17 protein-coding genes are annotated in these 16,893 nt (G+C 31.0%); 7 read left to right on the forward strand and 10 right to left on the reverse strand.

Annotated features, from left to right (window positions below):
* Together LPB136_RS00785 and LPB136_RS00790 are read right to left on the reverse strand one after the other, a co-directional pair.
* A complete protein-coding gene (locus LPB136_RS00785) occupies positions 1–2,406 on the reverse strand; it encodes a 3-hydroxyacyl-CoA dehydrogenase/enoyl-CoA hydratase family protein (protein WP_072554310.1) in 2,406 nt (801 codons plus the stop codon).
* 17 nt (positions 2,407–2,423) lie between these two features.
* Positions 2,424–2,882 (reverse strand): MarR family winged helix-turn-helix transcriptional regulator, encoded by a 459-nt coding sequence (locus LPB136_RS00790; protein WP_072554311.1) that lies wholly within the window; start codon positions 2,880–2,882, stop codon positions 2,424–2,426.
* 188 nt (positions 2,883–3,070) lie between these two features.
* Here LPB136_RS00790 and LPB136_RS00795 point away from each other — a divergent pair, with 188 nt between their 5' ends.
* Genes LPB136_RS00795 through LPB136_RS00810 form a run of 4 tightly spaced genes read left to right on the forward strand, consistent with a single transcriptional unit; the run spans position 3,071 to position 7,366 of the window.
* Positions 3,071–4,000 carry an ABC transporter ATP-binding protein gene (locus LPB136_RS00795; protein WP_072554312.1) on the forward strand — a complete coding sequence of 310 codons (930 nt, stop codon included), beginning with the start codon at positions 3,071–3,073 and terminating at the stop codon, positions 3,998–4,000.
* A gap of 5 nt (positions 4,001–4,005) precedes the next feature.
* On the forward strand, positions 4,006–5,325 hold the full coding sequence (locus tag LPB136_RS00800) for an ABC transporter permease (protein WP_072554313.1): 1,320 nt from the start codon (positions 4,006–4,008) through the stop codon (positions 5,323–5,325).
* A 9-nt stretch (positions 5,326–5,334) separates the two neighbouring features.
* Positions 5,335–6,159, forward strand: a complete 825-nt coding sequence (locus tag LPB136_RS00805) for a mechanosensitive ion channel family protein (RefSeq protein ID WP_072554314.1) — start codon at positions 5,335–5,337, stop codon at positions 6,157–6,159.
* Between the two features lie 43 nt (positions 6,160–6,202).
* Entirely contained in the window at positions 6,203–7,366 is a 1,164-nt protein-coding gene (locus tag LPB136_RS00810) for a sigma-54-dependent transcriptional regulator (RefSeq protein ID WP_072554315.1), read from the forward strand.
* Here LPB136_RS00810 and LPB136_RS00815 read toward each other — a convergent pair.
* Together LPB136_RS00815 and katG are read right to left on the reverse strand one after the other, a co-directional pair.
* Positions 7,344–7,844 carry an ankyrin repeat domain-containing protein gene (locus LPB136_RS00815; protein WP_072554316.1) on the reverse strand — a complete coding sequence of 167 codons (501 nt, stop codon included), beginning with the start codon at positions 7,842–7,844 and terminating at the stop codon, positions 7,344–7,346. The two genes, LPB136_RS00810 and LPB136_RS00815, sit on opposite strands and share 23 nt — an antisense overlap.
* A 62-nt stretch (positions 7,845–7,906) precedes the next feature.
* Entirely contained in the window at positions 7,907–10,081 is a 2,175-nt protein-coding gene (gene katG, locus LPB136_RS00820; RefSeq protein ID WP_072554317.1) for a catalase/peroxidase HPI, read from the reverse strand.
* Between the two features lie 303 nt (positions 10,082–10,384).
* Between katG and LPB136_RS00825 the strand changes: the two genes are divergently transcribed.
* From LPB136_RS00825 to LPB136_RS00835, 3 genes are all read left to right on the forward strand, one after another.
* Positions 10,385–11,026 (forward strand): peroxiredoxin, encoded by a 642-nt coding sequence (locus LPB136_RS00825; protein WP_072554318.1) that lies wholly within the window; start codon positions 10,385–10,387, stop codon positions 11,024–11,026.
* Positions 11,027–11,094: 68 nt separating this feature from the next.
* Positions 11,095–11,403: a thioredoxin family protein gene (locus tag LPB136_RS00830; protein WP_072554319.1), complete on the forward strand. Its 309-nt coding sequence runs from the start codon at positions 11,095–11,097 to the stop codon at positions 11,401–11,403.
* Between the two features lie 49 nt (positions 11,404–11,452).
* Positions 11,453–11,710 (forward strand): DUF6952 family protein, encoded by a 258-nt coding sequence (locus LPB136_RS00835; protein WP_072554320.1) that lies wholly within the window; start codon positions 11,453–11,455, stop codon positions 11,708–11,710.
* A 178-nt stretch (positions 11,711–11,888) separates the two neighbouring features.
* Here the strand turns inward: LPB136_RS00835 and LPB136_RS14050 are convergent, their stop codons facing one another.
* The 6 genes from LPB136_RS14050 to LPB136_RS00860 all read right to left on the reverse strand — a co-directional run bounded on the left by LPB136_RS14050 (position 11,889) and on the right by LPB136_RS00860 (position 16,888).
* Positions 11,889–12,050: a hypothetical protein gene (locus LPB136_RS14050; RefSeq protein ID WP_204218353.1), complete on the reverse strand. Its 162-nt coding sequence runs from the start codon at positions 12,048–12,050 to the stop codon at positions 11,889–11,891.
* Positions 12,051–12,080: 30 nt separating this feature from the next.
* On the reverse strand, positions 12,081–12,956 hold the full coding sequence (gene rimK, locus LPB136_RS00840; protein WP_072554321.1) for a 30S ribosomal protein S6--L-glutamate ligase: 876 nt from the start codon (positions 12,954–12,956) through the stop codon (positions 12,081–12,083).
* Entirely contained in the window at positions 12,956–13,393 is a 438-nt protein-coding gene (locus LPB136_RS00845) for an ATP-dependent zinc protease family protein (RefSeq protein ID WP_072554322.1), read from the reverse strand. The genes rimK and LPB136_RS00845 overlap by 1 nt, the downstream gene beginning before the upstream one ends.
* 58 nt (positions 13,394–13,451) lie before the next feature.
* On the reverse strand, positions 13,452–15,008 hold the full coding sequence (locus LPB136_RS00850; RefSeq protein WP_072554323.1) for an NAD(P)/FAD-dependent oxidoreductase: 1,557 nt from the start codon (positions 15,006–15,008) through the stop codon (positions 13,452–13,454).
* A gap of 61 nt (positions 15,009–15,069) precedes the next feature.
* Positions 15,070–15,912 carry a PD40 domain-containing protein gene (locus tag LPB136_RS00855; RefSeq protein WP_072554324.1) on the reverse strand — a complete coding sequence of 281 codons (843 nt, stop codon included), beginning with the start codon at positions 15,910–15,912 and terminating at the stop codon, positions 15,070–15,072.
* An 82-nt stretch (positions 15,913–15,994) separates the two neighbouring features.
* Complete coding sequence (locus LPB136_RS00860; RefSeq protein WP_158009579.1) at positions 15,995–16,888, reverse strand: hypothetical protein; 894 nt, start codon at positions 16,886–16,888, stop codon at positions 15,995–15,997.
* Between the last annotated feature and the right edge of the window lie 5 nt (positions 16,889–16,893).

The raw sequence follows: 16,893 nt of genomic DNA on the forward strand, positions 1-16,893 counted from the left end.
TTAGTTTCTTAATGGTTTACCAGTTTTTAACATGTGTTGAATACGCTCTAATGTTTTGCGCTCTGTACATAAACTTAAGAAAGCTTCGCGTTCTAAGTCTAATAAATACTGTTCAGAAACCTTTGTTGGTTCTGATAAATCTCCACCAGCCATTACATAGGCTAATTTGTTTGCTATTTTTTGATCGTGTTCTGAAATAAATCTACTTGCTTGCATAGAGTCTGTAGCTACCATAAAGGCACCTAAAGCTTGTTTACCAAGAACTAATACATCATTTCGAGTAGCTGGTTGTGTATAACCTGCTTCTGCCATTAAGACTGCATGTTTCTTTGCAACTGCAATTTGACGGTCTTTATTTACTACAACAACATCTTTTCCTTTTTGAAGTAATCCTAAATCGAATGCTTCATAAGCTGAAGTTGCTACTTTTGCCGTACCAATTGTTAAGAAATTTTCTTGTAAAACGTTTAACTGAACATCTCCTTTACGGAACGTATCTGAAGCACGTAATGCCATTTCTTTAGAACCACCACCACCTGGAATAACACCTACTCCAAATTCTACTAATCCCATATACGTTTCTGCTGCTGCAACTACTTTATCTGCGTGTAATGAAATTTCACAACCACCACCTAAAGCCATTCCGTGAGGAGCAGAAATAGTTGGAATTGAAGAATAACGCATACGCATCATTGTATCTTGGAAGTATTTAATTGCCTGATTTAATTCTGCATATTCTTGTTCTGCAGCCATCATAAATATCATTCCGATATTTGCTCCAACTGAAAAATTTGCTGCTTGATTTCCTACAATTAAACCTTGATAATTTGTTTCAGCTAAATCAATTGCTTTATTAACTGCTGCTAAAACATCACCACCAATTGTGTTCATTTTAGATTGGAATTCTAAATTTAAAATTCCGTCTCCTAAATCTTCAATTACTGCACCAGAGTTTTTCCAAACTTCGTTTGATTTTCTGATGTTGTCTAAGATGATAAATGAATCTTGACCTGGTTTTTTAACTTGTGCTTTTGCAGGAATATCATAATAATATGTTGCTCCGTCTTTTACTGAATAAAAAGAAGTTTCTCCTTTTTCTAACATTTCAGTAACCCAAGAAGCAACTTCATGTCCTTCTGCTTTCATAATCTCAACACCTTTGGCAATACCAACTGCGTCCCAAATTTGAAAAGGTCCATGTTCCCAACCAAATCCAGCTCTTAAACCGTCATCAATTCTATATAATTCGTCAGAAATTTCTGGAATTCTATTTTGAACATACGCAAACATTGCTCCGAAAGATTTTCTGTAAAACTCACCAGCTTTATCTTTACCAGCAACTAATACTTTAAATCTGTCTGTAACATTATCAATCGTTTTCGTTAACTCTAACGTTGCGAATTTTGCAGATTTCTTTTCTCTATATTCTAATGTATTTAAATCTAATGATAAGATGTTTCTTTTACCATTAGCATCTTTTGTCATTTTGTAAAAACCTTGTTTGGTTTTACTTCCTAACATTTTGTTTTCCATCATATGGTTCACAAAATCAGGAATTACAAACTGATCTCTCATTTCGTCATTAGGACAATTGTCTTTTACTCCATTTGCCGTATGAACCAATGTGTCTAAACCAACAACATCAATTGTTCTGAAAGTTGCCGATTTTGGGCGGCCAATAACTGGTCCTGTTAATTTATCTACTTCTTCAATAGTTAAGCCCATGTCTTTTACAACGTGGAATAAACTCATAATTCCGAAGATTCCAATTCTGTTTCCAATAAAAGCAGGCGTATCTTTAGCTAAAACTGAAGTTTTACCTAAAAACTTATCACCATATTCCATTAAGAAATCTGTAACAGCAGGATCACAATTTGGGCCTGGAACAACTTCAAAAAGTTTTAAATATCTTGGTGGATTAAAAAAGTGAGTTACCGCAAAATGCTTTTGGAAATCTTCACTTCTTCCTTCATTCATAAATTTAATTGGAATACCAGAAGTATTAGAAGTAATTAAAGTTCCAGGAGTTCTGTACTTCTCTAATTTTTCAAAAACGATTTTCTTAATATCTAATCGCTCTACAACAACTTCCATTATCCAATCTACATCTGCTACTTTAGCAATATCATCTTCTAAATTACCAGTTGTAATTCTTTCAGCAAACTTCTTACTATAAATAGGAGAAGGTTTCGATTTTAATGAAGCTGTTAAAGCATCGTTTACTAAGCGATTACGAACAACTTTGTCTTCTAATGTTAATCCTTTTGCTTTTTCTTTGTCGTTTAATTCTCTTGGAACAATGTCCAATAAAAGTACTTCTACGCCAATGTTTGCAAAGTGACAAGCAATACCAGATCCCATAATTCCGGAACCTATAATTGCTACTTTTTTTATTCTTCTAGTCATTTTGATATTAATTTATTTTATACTGCTTTCTTGTTAACTTCATTATAAATTAACTTGTCTGCAATTAGTTTGTTAATTGTACTTGTTACTTTAAAGAAACATGCTATTTCTTCTTCGGTAACATTTTCTCTTATCTTATTATTAAACTGAAAAACGTGTCCTTTAGAAACTTCACGCATTTCTTTACCATAATCGGTTAGTTTAATAATTACGCTTCTTCCATCGTCAGGATTTTTTTCTCTAGAAATAGCACCTTTGTCTTCCATTGCTTTTAAAATACGCGAAAGACTAGTTGGTTCCATTCCCATTAAAGGTCCTAATGAAGTAGAAGGTGTTCCATTTTCACTATCAATATTAAGCAATACAAAAGCGGTTGCCATTGTACTATTATGATTAGCAGCCTGCTCATTATACATTTTTGCAACTGCTTGCCAAGTAGCTCTTAATTGATGATCTATTGTTGTGTCTTTACTCATTATCGACAAATATAGTTAAATTTACTATGCACGCATAGTAAATTGTAAAAAAGTTATGCATGCATAGTAAATTTAACATAACTTTTTATGTAACAAATTGAATGTAAGTACTACTAATTAGTTGTAAAATATGTAAGTTTGTCTTTGTTGAAAAACTTACATCAGCAACTAATCAACAAAAGAAATCAATGAATAACTTATTAGAAATTAATAATGTAGTAAAACGATATGGAGATTTTACCGCATTAAATAATGTGTCTATTCACATTCCAAAAGGAAGTGTTTTTGGGTTACTTGGACCAAATGGAGCAGGTAAAACATCACTTATTAGAATTATAAACCAAATTACAATGCCAGATAGTGGTGAGGTAATTTTAGATGGAGAAAAGTTAGCTCCCAACCACGTAGAACATATTGGTTATTTACCAGAAGAGCGTGGTTTATATAAATCTATGAAAGTAGGTGAGCAAGCATTATACTTGGCACAATTAAAAGGTTTGAGTAAAGCTGAAGCAAAAAAACGCTTAAAATATTGGTTCGATAAATTTGATATTTCTACTTGGTGGGATAAAAAAATTGAAGAACTTTCTAAAGGAATGGCGCAAAAAGTACAATTTATTGTTACTGTTTTACACGAGCCAAAATTATTGATTTTTGATGAGCCTTTTTCTGGATTCGATCCAATTAATGCACAATTAATTGCGCAAGAAATTTTACAATTAAGAGATAAAGGCGCAACCATTATTTTTTCTACACATAGAATGGAATCTGTTGAAGAAATGTGTGATGAAATTGCATTAATTGATAAATCTAACAAAATTTTAGATGGAAAATTAGCGGATATAAAACGTCAGTTTAGAACAAATACTTTTCAAATTGGTTTAAATACAGACAATCCAGCGGAAGTTCAGCAAAAACTAAAAGAAAGTTTTGAGGTTTTTCCTGCGGATTTTAAATTGCTAAACGATGGTTTAACAATGAATGTTAAATTAACGGAAGGAAATTCTGCTAACGATTTATTATCGTTTTTAACAAGCAGAGGTCAAGTGCAACATTTTGTAGAATTAATACCAAGTGCCAACGATATTTTTATTCAGGCAGTAAATAAAAACAGCTAAGAAAAATGAATAAGTTAAAATTAATTATAGGGCGCGAGTTTAATGCGAAAGTAAAAAATAAATCGTTTATAATGATGACTTTTTTAAGTCCATTAATAATGATTGGTATGATGGTTTTGGTTGTTTTCTTAATGAAAAAGAACGACCAAAAAATTAAAGAAATTGTTTATGTAGACAATTCAGGAATCTTTTCAAAAGAGAATTTTGAAGATACAGAAACTATAAAATATCAAGATTATACCAAAGTTGGAATTGAAGCAACTAAAAAGAAAGTAGAAGAAGGTAATCATTATGGTGTTTTATTTATTCCGAAGTTAGATAGCTTAGAAGTATTAGCAAAGTCGGTTGAGTTTTATTCAAAAGATACTCCAGGTTTAAACACAATAGAAAATATTGAACGTAATGTAAATACACATTTAAGAAACCTAAAAATGACTAAATTAGGTATCAATTTAGAAAAAATAGCTGCTTCAAGAATTACTTCAAACATAAAAATGTATAATTTTTCTGGAGAAAAATCTTCTAAAATGATCAACGGAATGAAAGTAGGTGTTGGTTCTTTAGCGGGTTATATGTTAATGATGTTTGTAATTATTTACGGAACATCAGTAATGAGAAGTGTAATTGAGGAAAAAACAAGTAGAATTATAGAAGTTATAGTTTCATCAGTAAAACCATTTCAATTAATGATGGGTAAAATTATTGGTAACGCTTCTGCTGGTTTGTTACAGTTTTTTATCTGGGGAATTTTATTAATGATTGGTTCTATTGCAGTTTCTATGTTCTTAGGAATTGATGCTTCTAAAGTGTTTTCTCAAGATGTAGATATTGAGCAAGCGGCAAAAATGAAAGAGTTATTAGGAAATAAAGCAGATGTGTTTTTAGAAATCAGGAAATTACCTTGGATGACATTATTCTTCTTGTTTGTATTTTATTTCTTAGGAGGTTATATGTTGTACAGTTCTTTATTTGCAGCCATTGGAGCCGCTGTTGATAATGAAACAGATACACAACAATTTATGATGCCAATTATGGCGCCATTAATGTTAGCAGTTTATGTAGGTGCTTTTACTGTAATAAATGATCCTCATGGACCAATTGCTGTATTGTTTTCCCACATACCATTAACAAGTCCAATTGTAATGTTAATGCGTGTTCCTTTTGGAGTGCCTTGGTGGGAAATAGTAATTTCTATGGCAATTTTAATTGTAACATTTTTAGCAGTAGTTTGGTTGGCAGCAAAAATTTATAGAGTAGGTATTTTGATGTATGGTAAAAAGCCAACATATAAAGACTTATGGAAATGGATTCGTTATAACGGATAATCATATCTTATGAAAACACTTAAAGAATTTTTAAATCTTTCTTTTGAGATTAATGATACAATTCATATTGATATTAAAACAATTTTATTTGTATTATTTGTTTTCTTTATTACAGGAATAGTATTAAAAACTGTAAAGAGAATTGTTAATAGAAAATTAAACGAAGAAGACAAAGACAAATTCAAAGCTATTTATTCTTTTATTAAATACTTTGTTTACACTATTGTTTTAATTGTAGCATTAGAGTCTTCTGGGATAGATGTAAGTGTTCTTTTAGCGGGTTCTGCAGCGTTATTAGTTGGTATTGGTTTAGGATTACAAACTTTATTTCAAGATATAATGTCGGGTGTTTTTATTTTGATTGACAAATCTTTACATGTAAATGATATTATAGAAATTGAAGGAAAAGTTGGTAAAGTTGAAGAAATAAGATTGCGAACAACAAGAGCTGTAACAATTGATAATAAAGTTTTGATAATCCCAAACCATAAATTCTTAACTAATAGTTTATATAATTGGACACAAAACGGAAAAACAACTAGAGAAAATGTAACTATTGGTGTGGCTTATGGAAGTGATGTGGAGTTGGTTAAAAGTCTTTTAATTCAAGCTGCTAAAGAACATCCTAAAGTATACGATCATCCAGCACCGCTAGTGATTTTTCAAAACTTTGGAGACAATGCTTTAGAATTTAAGTTAGTTTTTACATTAAGTGATAGTTACCAAGCGGTTATTCCTCAAAGCGACATTCGTTTTGCAATAGATAAAAAATTTAGAGAAAATAATATTTCTATTCCATTTCCTCAAAGAACAGTTCATATTGTTAAAGAATAAATTTTGGCTTAATTATTGAAGACTTTAAAGTATACAAAAAGATATGAGTAAAATATTAATTATAGAAGACGAAGCTGCAATACGTAGAGTTTTAAAAAAGATCATTTCTGAAGAAAACGACAGCTATCAAGTTGAAGAAGCTGAAGATGGTTTAGTGGGAATAGAAATGATTGCTAAAGAAGATTACGATTTAGTTTTATGTGATATTAAAATGCCAAAAATGGATGGTGTTGAGGTTTTAGAGAAAGCTAAAAAAATAAAGCCAGAAGTTCCAATGGTTATGATTTCTGGTCACGGAGATTTAGATACAGCCGTAAATACAATGCGTTTGGGTGCTTTTGATTATATTTCTAAGCCACCAGATTTAAACCGTTTGTTAAATACAGTTCGTAATGCGCTTGATAAAAAAGAGTTGGTTGTAGAAAACAAACGACTAAAAAAGAAAGTTAGCAAGAACTACGAAATGATTGGCGAAAGCGACGCAATTTCTCACATTAAAGAAATCATTGAAAAAGTTGCTGCAACAGATGCAAGAGTTTTAATTACGGGGCCAAACGGAACCGGAAAAGAGTTGGTTGCGCACTGGTTACATGAAAAGTCAGACAGAGCAAAAGCTAACATGATTGAGGTAAACTGTGCTGCAATTCCTTCAGAATTAATAGAAAGTGAACTTTTTGGACATGTAAAAGGATCTTTTACAGGGGCAAATAAAGATAGAGCAGGTAAGTTTGAAGCTGCCAACGGCGGAACAATTTTTTTAGATGAAATTGGTGATATGAGCCTGTCAGCACAAGCAAAAGTTTTACGTGCTTTACAAGAAAATAAAATTCAACGAGTAGGGTCTGATAAAGATATAAAAGTAAACGTTCGTATAGTTGCTGCAACTAATAAAGACTTAAAGAAAGAGATTTCTGAAGGTCGTTTTAGAGAAGATTTATACCATCGTTTAGCAGTTATTTTAATTAAAGTTCCGGCATTAAATGACCGAAGAGAAGATATACCTTTATTGGTAGATTTCTTTGCTGAAAAAATTTCTAAGGAACAAGGAACTCCTATGAAATCATTTTCTAGTGATGCAATACAATTGTTACAAGAATATGATTGGACAGGAAATATTAGAGAATTAAGAAATGTTGTAGAACGTTTAATTATTCTTGGTGAAAAAGAAGTTTCTAAAAACGATATTAAATTATTTGCGAGTAAATAATTTCTTTAACATTTAATAGAGAAATAATTTCTTTATAATCTTTAGCAATTGCTATATCTAATGCAGATTTGTTTTCATTATCTTTTAATGACAAGTCTGCATTATTTTTTAATAAAAAAGAAACCATATTTGTTTGGTTATACATTGTAGCAAAAATTAAAGGAGAATAACCAAGATTGTTTTGTTCATTAATGTTTGCACCGTTATTTAATAAAAGTTCAGCTATATCAACATTGCCTTTAAAAGCTACACCTAATAAGGCAGTATTACCTTTTGCATCTTTATGATTTACATTGGCATTTTTTTTAATTAAAGTTTTAGCAATTTCTATTTTATCAAAATACGTAGCAAAAACTAAGGGAGTAAATCCTCGTTTATCTTGTGCGTTTGCAAGTTTTGGAAATCTTTTTAAAAGCGTTTCTATTAAATTAATATTTACTGATTGAATTGCTTCAAAAAAAGTATTTAAAATATTCATAAGTATTGTATTTATAAAAAGGGATAAGCTTTAATAAAATAGCTTATCCCTTTTTTTATTAATTATTTTACATCAAATCTATCAGCATTCATCACTTTTGTCCAAGCTTTTACAAATGCTTTTACAAATTTTTCTTTGTTATCATCTTGCGCATACACTTCTGCATAAGAACGTAAAATTGAGTTAGAGCCAAATACTAAATCTACGCTAGTTGCAGACCATTTAAAGGTACCTGTTTTACGGTCTCTAATTTCGTATAAACCTTCGCCAACAGAGTTCCATGTGTTTGCCATATCTGTTAAATTTACAAAGAAGTCATTAGTTAAAGCGCCTTCATTATCTGTAAAAACGCCATGTTTTGTTCCTCCGTAATTAGTACCTAAAACTCTCATTCCTCCAACTAAAATTGTCATTTCTGGAGCAGTTAATCCTAAAAGCTGTGTTTTATCTAACATCAATTCTTCTGGGCTTACTATGTATTCTTGTTTTAACCAGTTTCTATATCCGTCTGCAATTGGTTCTAAAGGTTCAAAAGAAGCCGCATCTGTCATTTCTTCCGTAGCATCACCACGACCTGGAGTAAAAGGAACAATTGTATTAAATCCAGCATTTTTAATTGCTTTTTCTACTCCAACATTACCTGCTAAAACAATTGTATCAGCAATACTAATTCCAAATTCGGTAGCAATTGGAGCTAAGGTGTCTAAGACTTTATTTAATCTTTCAGGTTCGTTACCAGCCCAATCTTTTTGAGGCGCTAAACGAATACGAGCTCCATTTGCGCCACCACGCATATCTGAACCTCTATAAGTCCTTGCGCTATCCCAAGCAGTAGCTACTAATTCTGCAATGGTTAAATTTGTATTAGAAATTTTTTCTTTTACATGGTTTTCATCGTATTTTTTGTTTCCTGCAGGAATTGGATCTTGCCAAATTAATTCTTCCTTAGGTACATCTGGCCCATAATATCTAGCTTTTGGTCCCATGTCTCTATGCGTTAATTTAAACCAAGCACGGGCAAAAGTTTCAGAAAAATATTGGTGATTATTACTGAATTTTTCACAGATTTCACGATAAATAGGATCTACTTTCATAGCCATATCTGCATCAGTCATCATTGGGTTTAATCGAATTGAAGGATCTTCTACATCTACAGGCTTATCTTCTTCTTTAATGTTTATAGGTGCCCATTGTGTAGCTCCTGCAGGACTTTTTGTAAGTTCCCACTCATACCCAAATAAAAGGTCGAAAAATCCATTATCCCATTTTGTTGGTTCTGTTGTCCACGCACCTTCAATACCACTTGTTACGGTGTCTCTACCAACTCCAGATCCATTTGGGTTCTCCCAACCAAAACCTTGACTTTCTATTGGTGCAGCTTCTGGTTCTGGTCCTAAAACACTTGCATCTCCATTTCCGTGGGCTTTACCAACTGTATGACCTCCTGCAGTTAATGCTGCAGTTTCTTCATCATTCATTCCCATACGAGCAAAAGTTTCTCTAATATGTAAGGCAGTTTTTGCAGGGTCAGATTTACCGTTAACACCTTCTGGGTTTACGTAAATTAATCCCATTTGTACAGCTGCTAATGGATTTTCCATTGTGCTAGGAGACTCTACATCAGTATAACGCTCATCACTAGGTGCTAGCCATTCTTTTTCTGTACCCCAATAAGTGTCTTTTTCTGGTTGCCAAATATCTGTTCTACCAAAAGCAAAACCAAATGTTTTTAGCCCCATAGATTCATAAGCAATTGTACCTGCTAAAATGATTAAATCTGCCCAACTTAATTTGTCACCATATTTTTTCTTAACAGGCCAAAGTAAACGTCTTGCTTTATCTAAACTTGCATTATCTGGCCAAGAATTTAAGGGAGCAAATCGTTGATTTCCAGTTCCACCACCTCCACGGCCATCACTAGTTCTGTAAGAGCCTGCAGAGTGCCAAGCCATACGAATCATTAATCCTCCATAATGTCCCCAATCTGCAGGCCACCAATCTTGACTGTCTGTCATTAAATTGGTTACATCTTCTTTTAATGCATCAATATTTAAACCGTTAAGGGCTTCGCGATAATTAAATTCCTCACCAAGTGGATTTACTTTTGTGTCATGTTGGTGTAAAATATCTAAATTTAAAGAGTTTGGCCACCAATCGTTATTTGTTTCATTCGTTGTGTTTCCTCCCATAAAAGGACATTTTGTAATATCGCCAGAGCCATGTTTTAAGTTTTCCATTGGTTATATATTTTAAATTTTATGTTTTAATTTTTGACAAAACTACAATATCTTTTTAAATAATTTTTATCTATTGTTTTTATTTTAAAATAAGTAAAATCTATTTTATTAAATAATTCTTTGAAAATAAATATTCCCTTTTATCATATTTTGAATAATTAACTTCTATGTTTTTTATCTGAAGTTATAGTTAAAAGCTATAGTAGTATCAAAAGTTACCATTAAAATAACTAATTTTATTTTGCTTTATTTTTATCTTTGTACCTGTTAAAAATAGAATATTAATAATTAAAATTATAAAAAATGGCAACAGCAGTTGGTAAACAATTTCCAGATTTAAACGTAGACGCAATGAACGAAATGGGAGATACGTTCAAAATTAACGTCTTAGAAGAAGCAAAAAATAATAATAAGAAAGTGTTGTTATTTTGGTATCCAAAAGATTTTACTTTTGTTTGTCCTACGGAATTACACGCTTTTCAAGCAGCTTTAGGAGAGTTTGAAAAAAGAAATACAATTGTAATTGGAGCTTCTTGTGATACTCCAGAAGTACACTTTGCTTGGTTAAATCAATCTAAAGATAACGGAGGAATTGAAGGTGTAACTTATCCTTTATTAGCAGATAGTAACCGTAACTTATCATCAATTTTAGGTATTTTAGATATTTCTGAAGAAGTTTATGATGAAGCTACTCAAACAGTACAGGTTGTTGGAGATAATGTAACGTATAGAGCTACTTATTTAATTGATGAAGAAGGAACTGTTTTTCATGAAGGAATTAATCATATGCCAGTTGGTAGAAATGTAAATGAGTTTTTACGTTTAATTGATGCCTATTCTCATGTTCAAAAAAACGGAGAAGTTTGTCCTGCAAACTGGGAAGAAGGTAAAGATGCAATGAAACCTAATGCAAAAGGTACAGCTGAATATTTAGCTTCACACTAAAATTTAATTACAAATTATGAATTGCGAATGTTTAATTCGTAATTCATAATTTAAAATTCATCATTATTATGGTACAAGAATTAAGTCAAGATAATTTAGCTGAATTAGTTTCAGAAAATAAAACAGTTATAGTTCAATATTCTGCAACTTGGTGTGGAAACTGTAGAATTATGAAGCCTAAATTTAAGAAATTAGCTTCTGAAAATGAAAACGTAGTTTTTGTAATTGCAGATGCAGAAAAATTTCCTGAAAGTAGAAAATTAGCAGATGTAAGTAATTTACCAACATTTGCAACTTTTGTAGATGGTAAATTTGTAAATCAAGTACAAACGAACAAATTTGATTCTTTAAAAGAATTGGTGGCAGAGATAGTATAATTTATGTCATTCCGAACTTGTTTCAGAATCTCATTAAAGAAAATGTAATATGAAATTACCTGTAATTAAACACTTAACAAATTTTATAGAAGAAAACGATCAAGATTATTTGATTGAAACTATAGAAACGCTAGAAGCTTTAACTGAAGTTTCGTCATTAAAAGACGAAGAATTAGATGTAATAGGAGAATTAATATCTAATATGTATGGAGCGTTAGAAGTAGATAAAATGATAAAAGAAGGAACACCGCAGAAAGAAGCTTTAAATGTTTTTATGAAGCGTGTTCTAGGATCTATTGATAAATAGTTTTTTATATCGTCTTCTCAACATCAGAAGTTTTCAATAGCTAATTTTGATATAAAAAAAACTGAACAAAATAGTGAGGTTACTGAAAAAGTAGCCTTATTTTTTAAAAAGGGCAGTGATAAAAAACCACAACCCATAATTTATTAATTTTGTAACGCTATTTTAGGGCGTCACAAACTTATAATTCGTTATCTTTTTGCTCGTTTACTTTTTTTATTATTGCCTTCAAACGTTCTTTATTTCGCTGTTTATCTAGCTTTACTTTATTGATTTTCTGATTCATCAACTTGGTGTGTTTAGCTTTGTTAACAGTGTTTTTTGCTTTTCCTTTTTTAGGCATAAAATATGTTTTCTCTTTTAGAATAATATTTTATTCTGCGTGAATTTCTAAATAACGAATAATCTCTTTAGCAATGTTTTTACCTGTTGCAGTTTCAATTCCTTCTAATCCTGGCGAAGAATTTACCTCTAAAACTAAAGGGCCTTTAGAAGATTGTAACATATCTACACCTGCAACACCTAAACCTAATGCTTTAGTAGCTTTTAAAGCTGTTTTTTCTTCCTCATCTGTTAATTCTATAACTGTTGCGTTTCCACCTCTGTGTAAGTTAGAGCGGAATTCTCCTTCTTTTCCTTGACGTTTCATGGCTCCAACTATTTTTCCATCTACAACAAATGCTCTAATGTCTGCTCCGCCAGCTTCTTTAATAAATTCTTGGGCAATTACTCTAGCTCCAAGACCATTAAATGCTTCTAATACAGAAGTTGCAGCATTTTTAGTTTCTGCTAAAACAACACCTAAACCTTGTGTTCCTTCTAGTAATTTTAAAATTAAAGGCGCTCCACCAACAGACTCAACAACGTGCTCTACATCTTTCGTATAATTTGTAAAAACGGTTTTAGGTAAACCAACACCAGCTCTTGCTAAAATTTGTAAACTGCTTAGTTTATCTCTAGATTTTACCAATGCTTGAGAAGAGACTGAAGAAAAAACTTTCATCATTTCAAATTGACGAATTACAGCAGTTCCATAAAAAGTTACTGAAGCTCCAATTCGTGGAATTATTGCGTCAATATTTTCTAAATATTCACCTTTATAAAATATTTTTGGAGACTTTTTTTCAATCTCAATATTACACTTTAAATGATCTACAACTAAAACCTCGTGCTTTCTTTTTTGAGCAGCTTCAACTAATCTTCTTGTTGAGTATAAGTTAGGATTTCTAGATAATATTACAATTCTCATTAGTTTTTTTGTTTTAGTTTGAAGGATACATCTTTTTTAATGGCGTCAATTATAAATCTTTTGTTCAAAAATTTTCTTCCCAATAATACAGGGAATTTCATTTCCTTACGTTGGCTTAATGTTAAATCAATTGGAAAACTTTTATTAAAAATGAAGATTTCAGTCTGAATCATAAAACGTTTTTCAGCAATACCATTAGAACTTTTTACCATTTTGGAGGTGTAGTTTTTTGTGGTAAATTCTTTATTGTTATATAAAGGATGCTCCGGATCTAATAACGTAAATTGAATTAAAGACTCTTCGTCTTTTTTAATTTCTTTAATATTGATACAATGTATTGATGAGGTATAAGCACCAGAATCAATTTTTAAATCAATGTCAAATAATGATAATTCAGGAAAATCTCCTTTATCAAAACGACCAATTGTTATTTTCATTTATTTAAATTAATAAAAAGTAAAATTAGGTATACTAATTCAATTAAAACAAAATTTTTTACAAATTAGCAATAGCAGCTTCAGCACAACGTTCTCCGTCCATTGCCGCAGAAATAATTCCACCAGCATAACCGCCACCTTCTCCGCAAGGAAATAAACCTTCAATTTCTGGATGTTCTAAATTTTCTTTTCTCGGAATATTTACTGGAGATGAAGTTCTAGATTCTACACCAATAATATTGGCTTCGTTGGTATGATAACCATGCATTTTTTCACCAAAAGCAGCAAAGCCTTTTCGCAATCTTCCACCGATAATTTTTGGTAAAAGTGAATGTAAAGGCGCCGATTTTAATCCTGGTTGATACGAAGTTTCATTTAAATTTGTTGAGGTTTTTCCATCAACAAAATCAACTAAACGTTGCGCGGGGGCAACCTGACTTCTTCCGCCTGCGAAAAAAGCAATTTTTTCTAAGTCTTTCTGAAATTCTAAGCCTTTTAAAGCACCAAAATCCTCGTATTTCTTAAAATCTTTATCAATATCTAATTCTACAACAATACCAGAATTAGCAAATTTATTATTTCTACGTGAAGGCGACATTCCATTTACCACAACTTCGCCATTTGCAGTTGCTGCGGGAACAATAAATCCGCCAGGACACATACAAAAAGAATATACGCCTCTGTTATTTACTTGGTGTACTAAACTATAAGCAGCAGCAGGTAATAACTCATCTCTTTCTCCTGAACAACTATATTGAATTTGGTCAATTATTTCCTGCGGATGTTCCACTCGAACTCCCATTGCAAAAGATTTTGCTTTTAAGGCGATGTCTTTTTTATGTAATAATTCGTAAATATCTCTTGCGGAATGTCCTGTTGCTAAAATAACCGAATTTACAGCCATTTCTGTTCCGTTTTGCAATTGGATAGCTTGTAGTTTGTTGTTCTTAATTACAAAATCTGTAACTCTGCTTTCAAAATGAATTTCGCCACCAAACTTTATAATTTGCTCTCGAATATTCTGAATAATCTTTGGTAATTTATTAGTTCCAATATGTGGATGCGCATCAATCAAAATTTGTTCTGTTGCACCGTGAAAAACCAAGTTTTCAAAAATTCGTCTTACATCACCACGTTTTAAAGAACGCGTGTATAATTTTCCGTCAGAATAAGTTCCTGCACCACCTTCGCCAAAACAATAATTAGAATCTTCGTTTACAAAATGTTCTTGATTTATTGCGCGTAAATCACGCCTTCTATCTTGTACATTTTTACCACGCTCTAAAACAATTGGTTTAAAACCTAACTCAATGCAACGTAATGCAGCGTACATTCCTGCTGGCCCAAAACCAATAATATGAACTTCTTTTGCGTTAGAAACATCTTTGTAATCAAAAGTGTAGTCTGATTTTTCAGGAATATTTTCGTTGATATAAACGGCAACTTTATAGTTGAAAATGATGTCCTTTTTACGAGCATCAATAGATTTTCGTAAAACTTTTACAGCATTAATTTCAGTTCTAGCGATGTCTAATTTCTTAGCAGCTTTAAAAAGTAAGATATCTTCTTTTCTTTCTTCAATAAGATTTACTCGGAGTTGTAATTCTTTTATCATGTTGCAAAATTACGGAAAACTAATTAGTCACTTTGAAATTTAAAAGTATAAAATTAAAGAATTATTGAAATGAAAATTTAAAAATATGATCTTTATTATCTATTCTATTTGATGAAATATATCCCTTGTTTTTGTCAGTAAAGATTAGGCTTAGGTCATCAAACGGAGTGTTGAATTTTTTTAAGTTTATAGGTTTAGACCATTCTTCTTTAGATTTTGTTATTTTGTATAAATCAATTCCACCAATACCTCCAATTCTTTTTGATGCAAAAATAATAGTTGAATGATCTTTAAATATTGGGTTTAGAATAGGTGAAGTGTCAGTAAAAATGGTTCTAGTTTTTACCCATTGGTCATTTTTTAAACTATATTCATTCAAGGAATAAACTCCTCCTTCATTTGTGTGAATTAATAGTTTATTATTTAGTATCTGAGCATGTCCATAGCTGAATTCGGGATTGCAAAAACTTAGTTTCTTTAAGTCAAATATTTTATTTTTCTTTATTTTTCCTTTGTAAACAGCTAAATTAAATTTATTATTACTCGATTTTTTACCTGAAGATTTTGTTAAGTAAATAAGTTTGTTTTTTTTATCATAAAAGACTTGCCCAATATGATGTTTTTGTTTTTTTATTTTAATCTTTTTGAGATTATTTTTGAAATCTGAGTAGTATAAATTATAAAATTCTCCATCTCTGTCTGAAACAAATAATATTCCATCTTTATAAACGGTAGGAGCAAAGTCATTATATTTTACGTTAGTGAAATTGACTAATTCAAATTTAATGTTATAACTATTCTGAGCTAAAAATGTAAAATTTATCAGAATTAGAATTGAAAAAAGTGTTTTTTTTATACTTCTTTCTTCAATAAGATTTACTCGGAATTGCAATTCTTTTATCATACTGCAAAATTACGGAAAACTTTGCATAGAATTTTATTGATAAAAAGAAGGTTTGTAAACAGTTTGAAAAGAGTTAAAATTTTTATTTTAAATAAAAACCATCTGTAATTCCTTTTTTAGATACAAATAAATTAATGTTTGCATATTTTTTTCTGCTTTTTCTTGCATTCATATAAATGCGAAATTGGATAAGTTTAAGTCTTATACTACTTTTAACTTTTTTATTCATTTGTTTAAAACTACTACCAGAAGTAAAAATAGCAATTGTAGCTTCAGAAATAGCGTTGCTTAATGGTATTATTATAAAGTCTGAATAGCCATTAAAAGCAGCAGCTCCCAAATCTAAAAAAGTTTTAGAAAATGAGTTTTCTCCACTAGTTACACCTGCAGAATGGCAAGCATTTAAAAAAATCCAAGTGTTGTTAAAGGTTTTACCTTCGCTTGTAATTTTAAACCATTTTGCAGATAACCCGAAGGAACCATTTGCTCCTTCATCTATTCTTCCTGTGGCTTGTTGTTCTTCTAATGATAGTTTGTCAAAAGCCTTTCTGTCTATTTCAACAGAATTGATACCCACAGCTATTTGAGGGGCAAATTTTTTGTTATCTGTTTTGCTTAAACCAATATTGTTATGCCCATGAGTACTAATATAAACAACATCAAAATCTGCTAAAAAAGAACCTCTAAACTTGTCTATATTGGCATCGCCATCTTCATATACTTCTGTTTTATAACCTGCATTGTTAAAATAACGCTCTAGTGTTTTTTTGTTTTCTTTAAATTCATGCTGAAAAGGAAGTAGCAGTAAAGCCTTACCATTTCCAGATGGTGTTGTTTTGTTTAGCTTGTTTTTTAATAAAACCTGTGTTTGGTTATTTTGAAATTGATTTCCATTTTTTTTTACAGGTATTACATCACTAAAACATATAGTAAAAAATACAAGTTGATAAATAATAAACATGTTAATTAGCTTCATAATCT

Origin of the sequence: Tenacibaculum todarodis, from assembly GCF_001889045.1 — a bacterium.
In the GTDB taxonomy this organism is placed as follows: Bacteria; Bacteroidota; Bacteroidia; order Flavobacteriales; family Flavobacteriaceae; genus Polaribacter; species Polaribacter todarodis.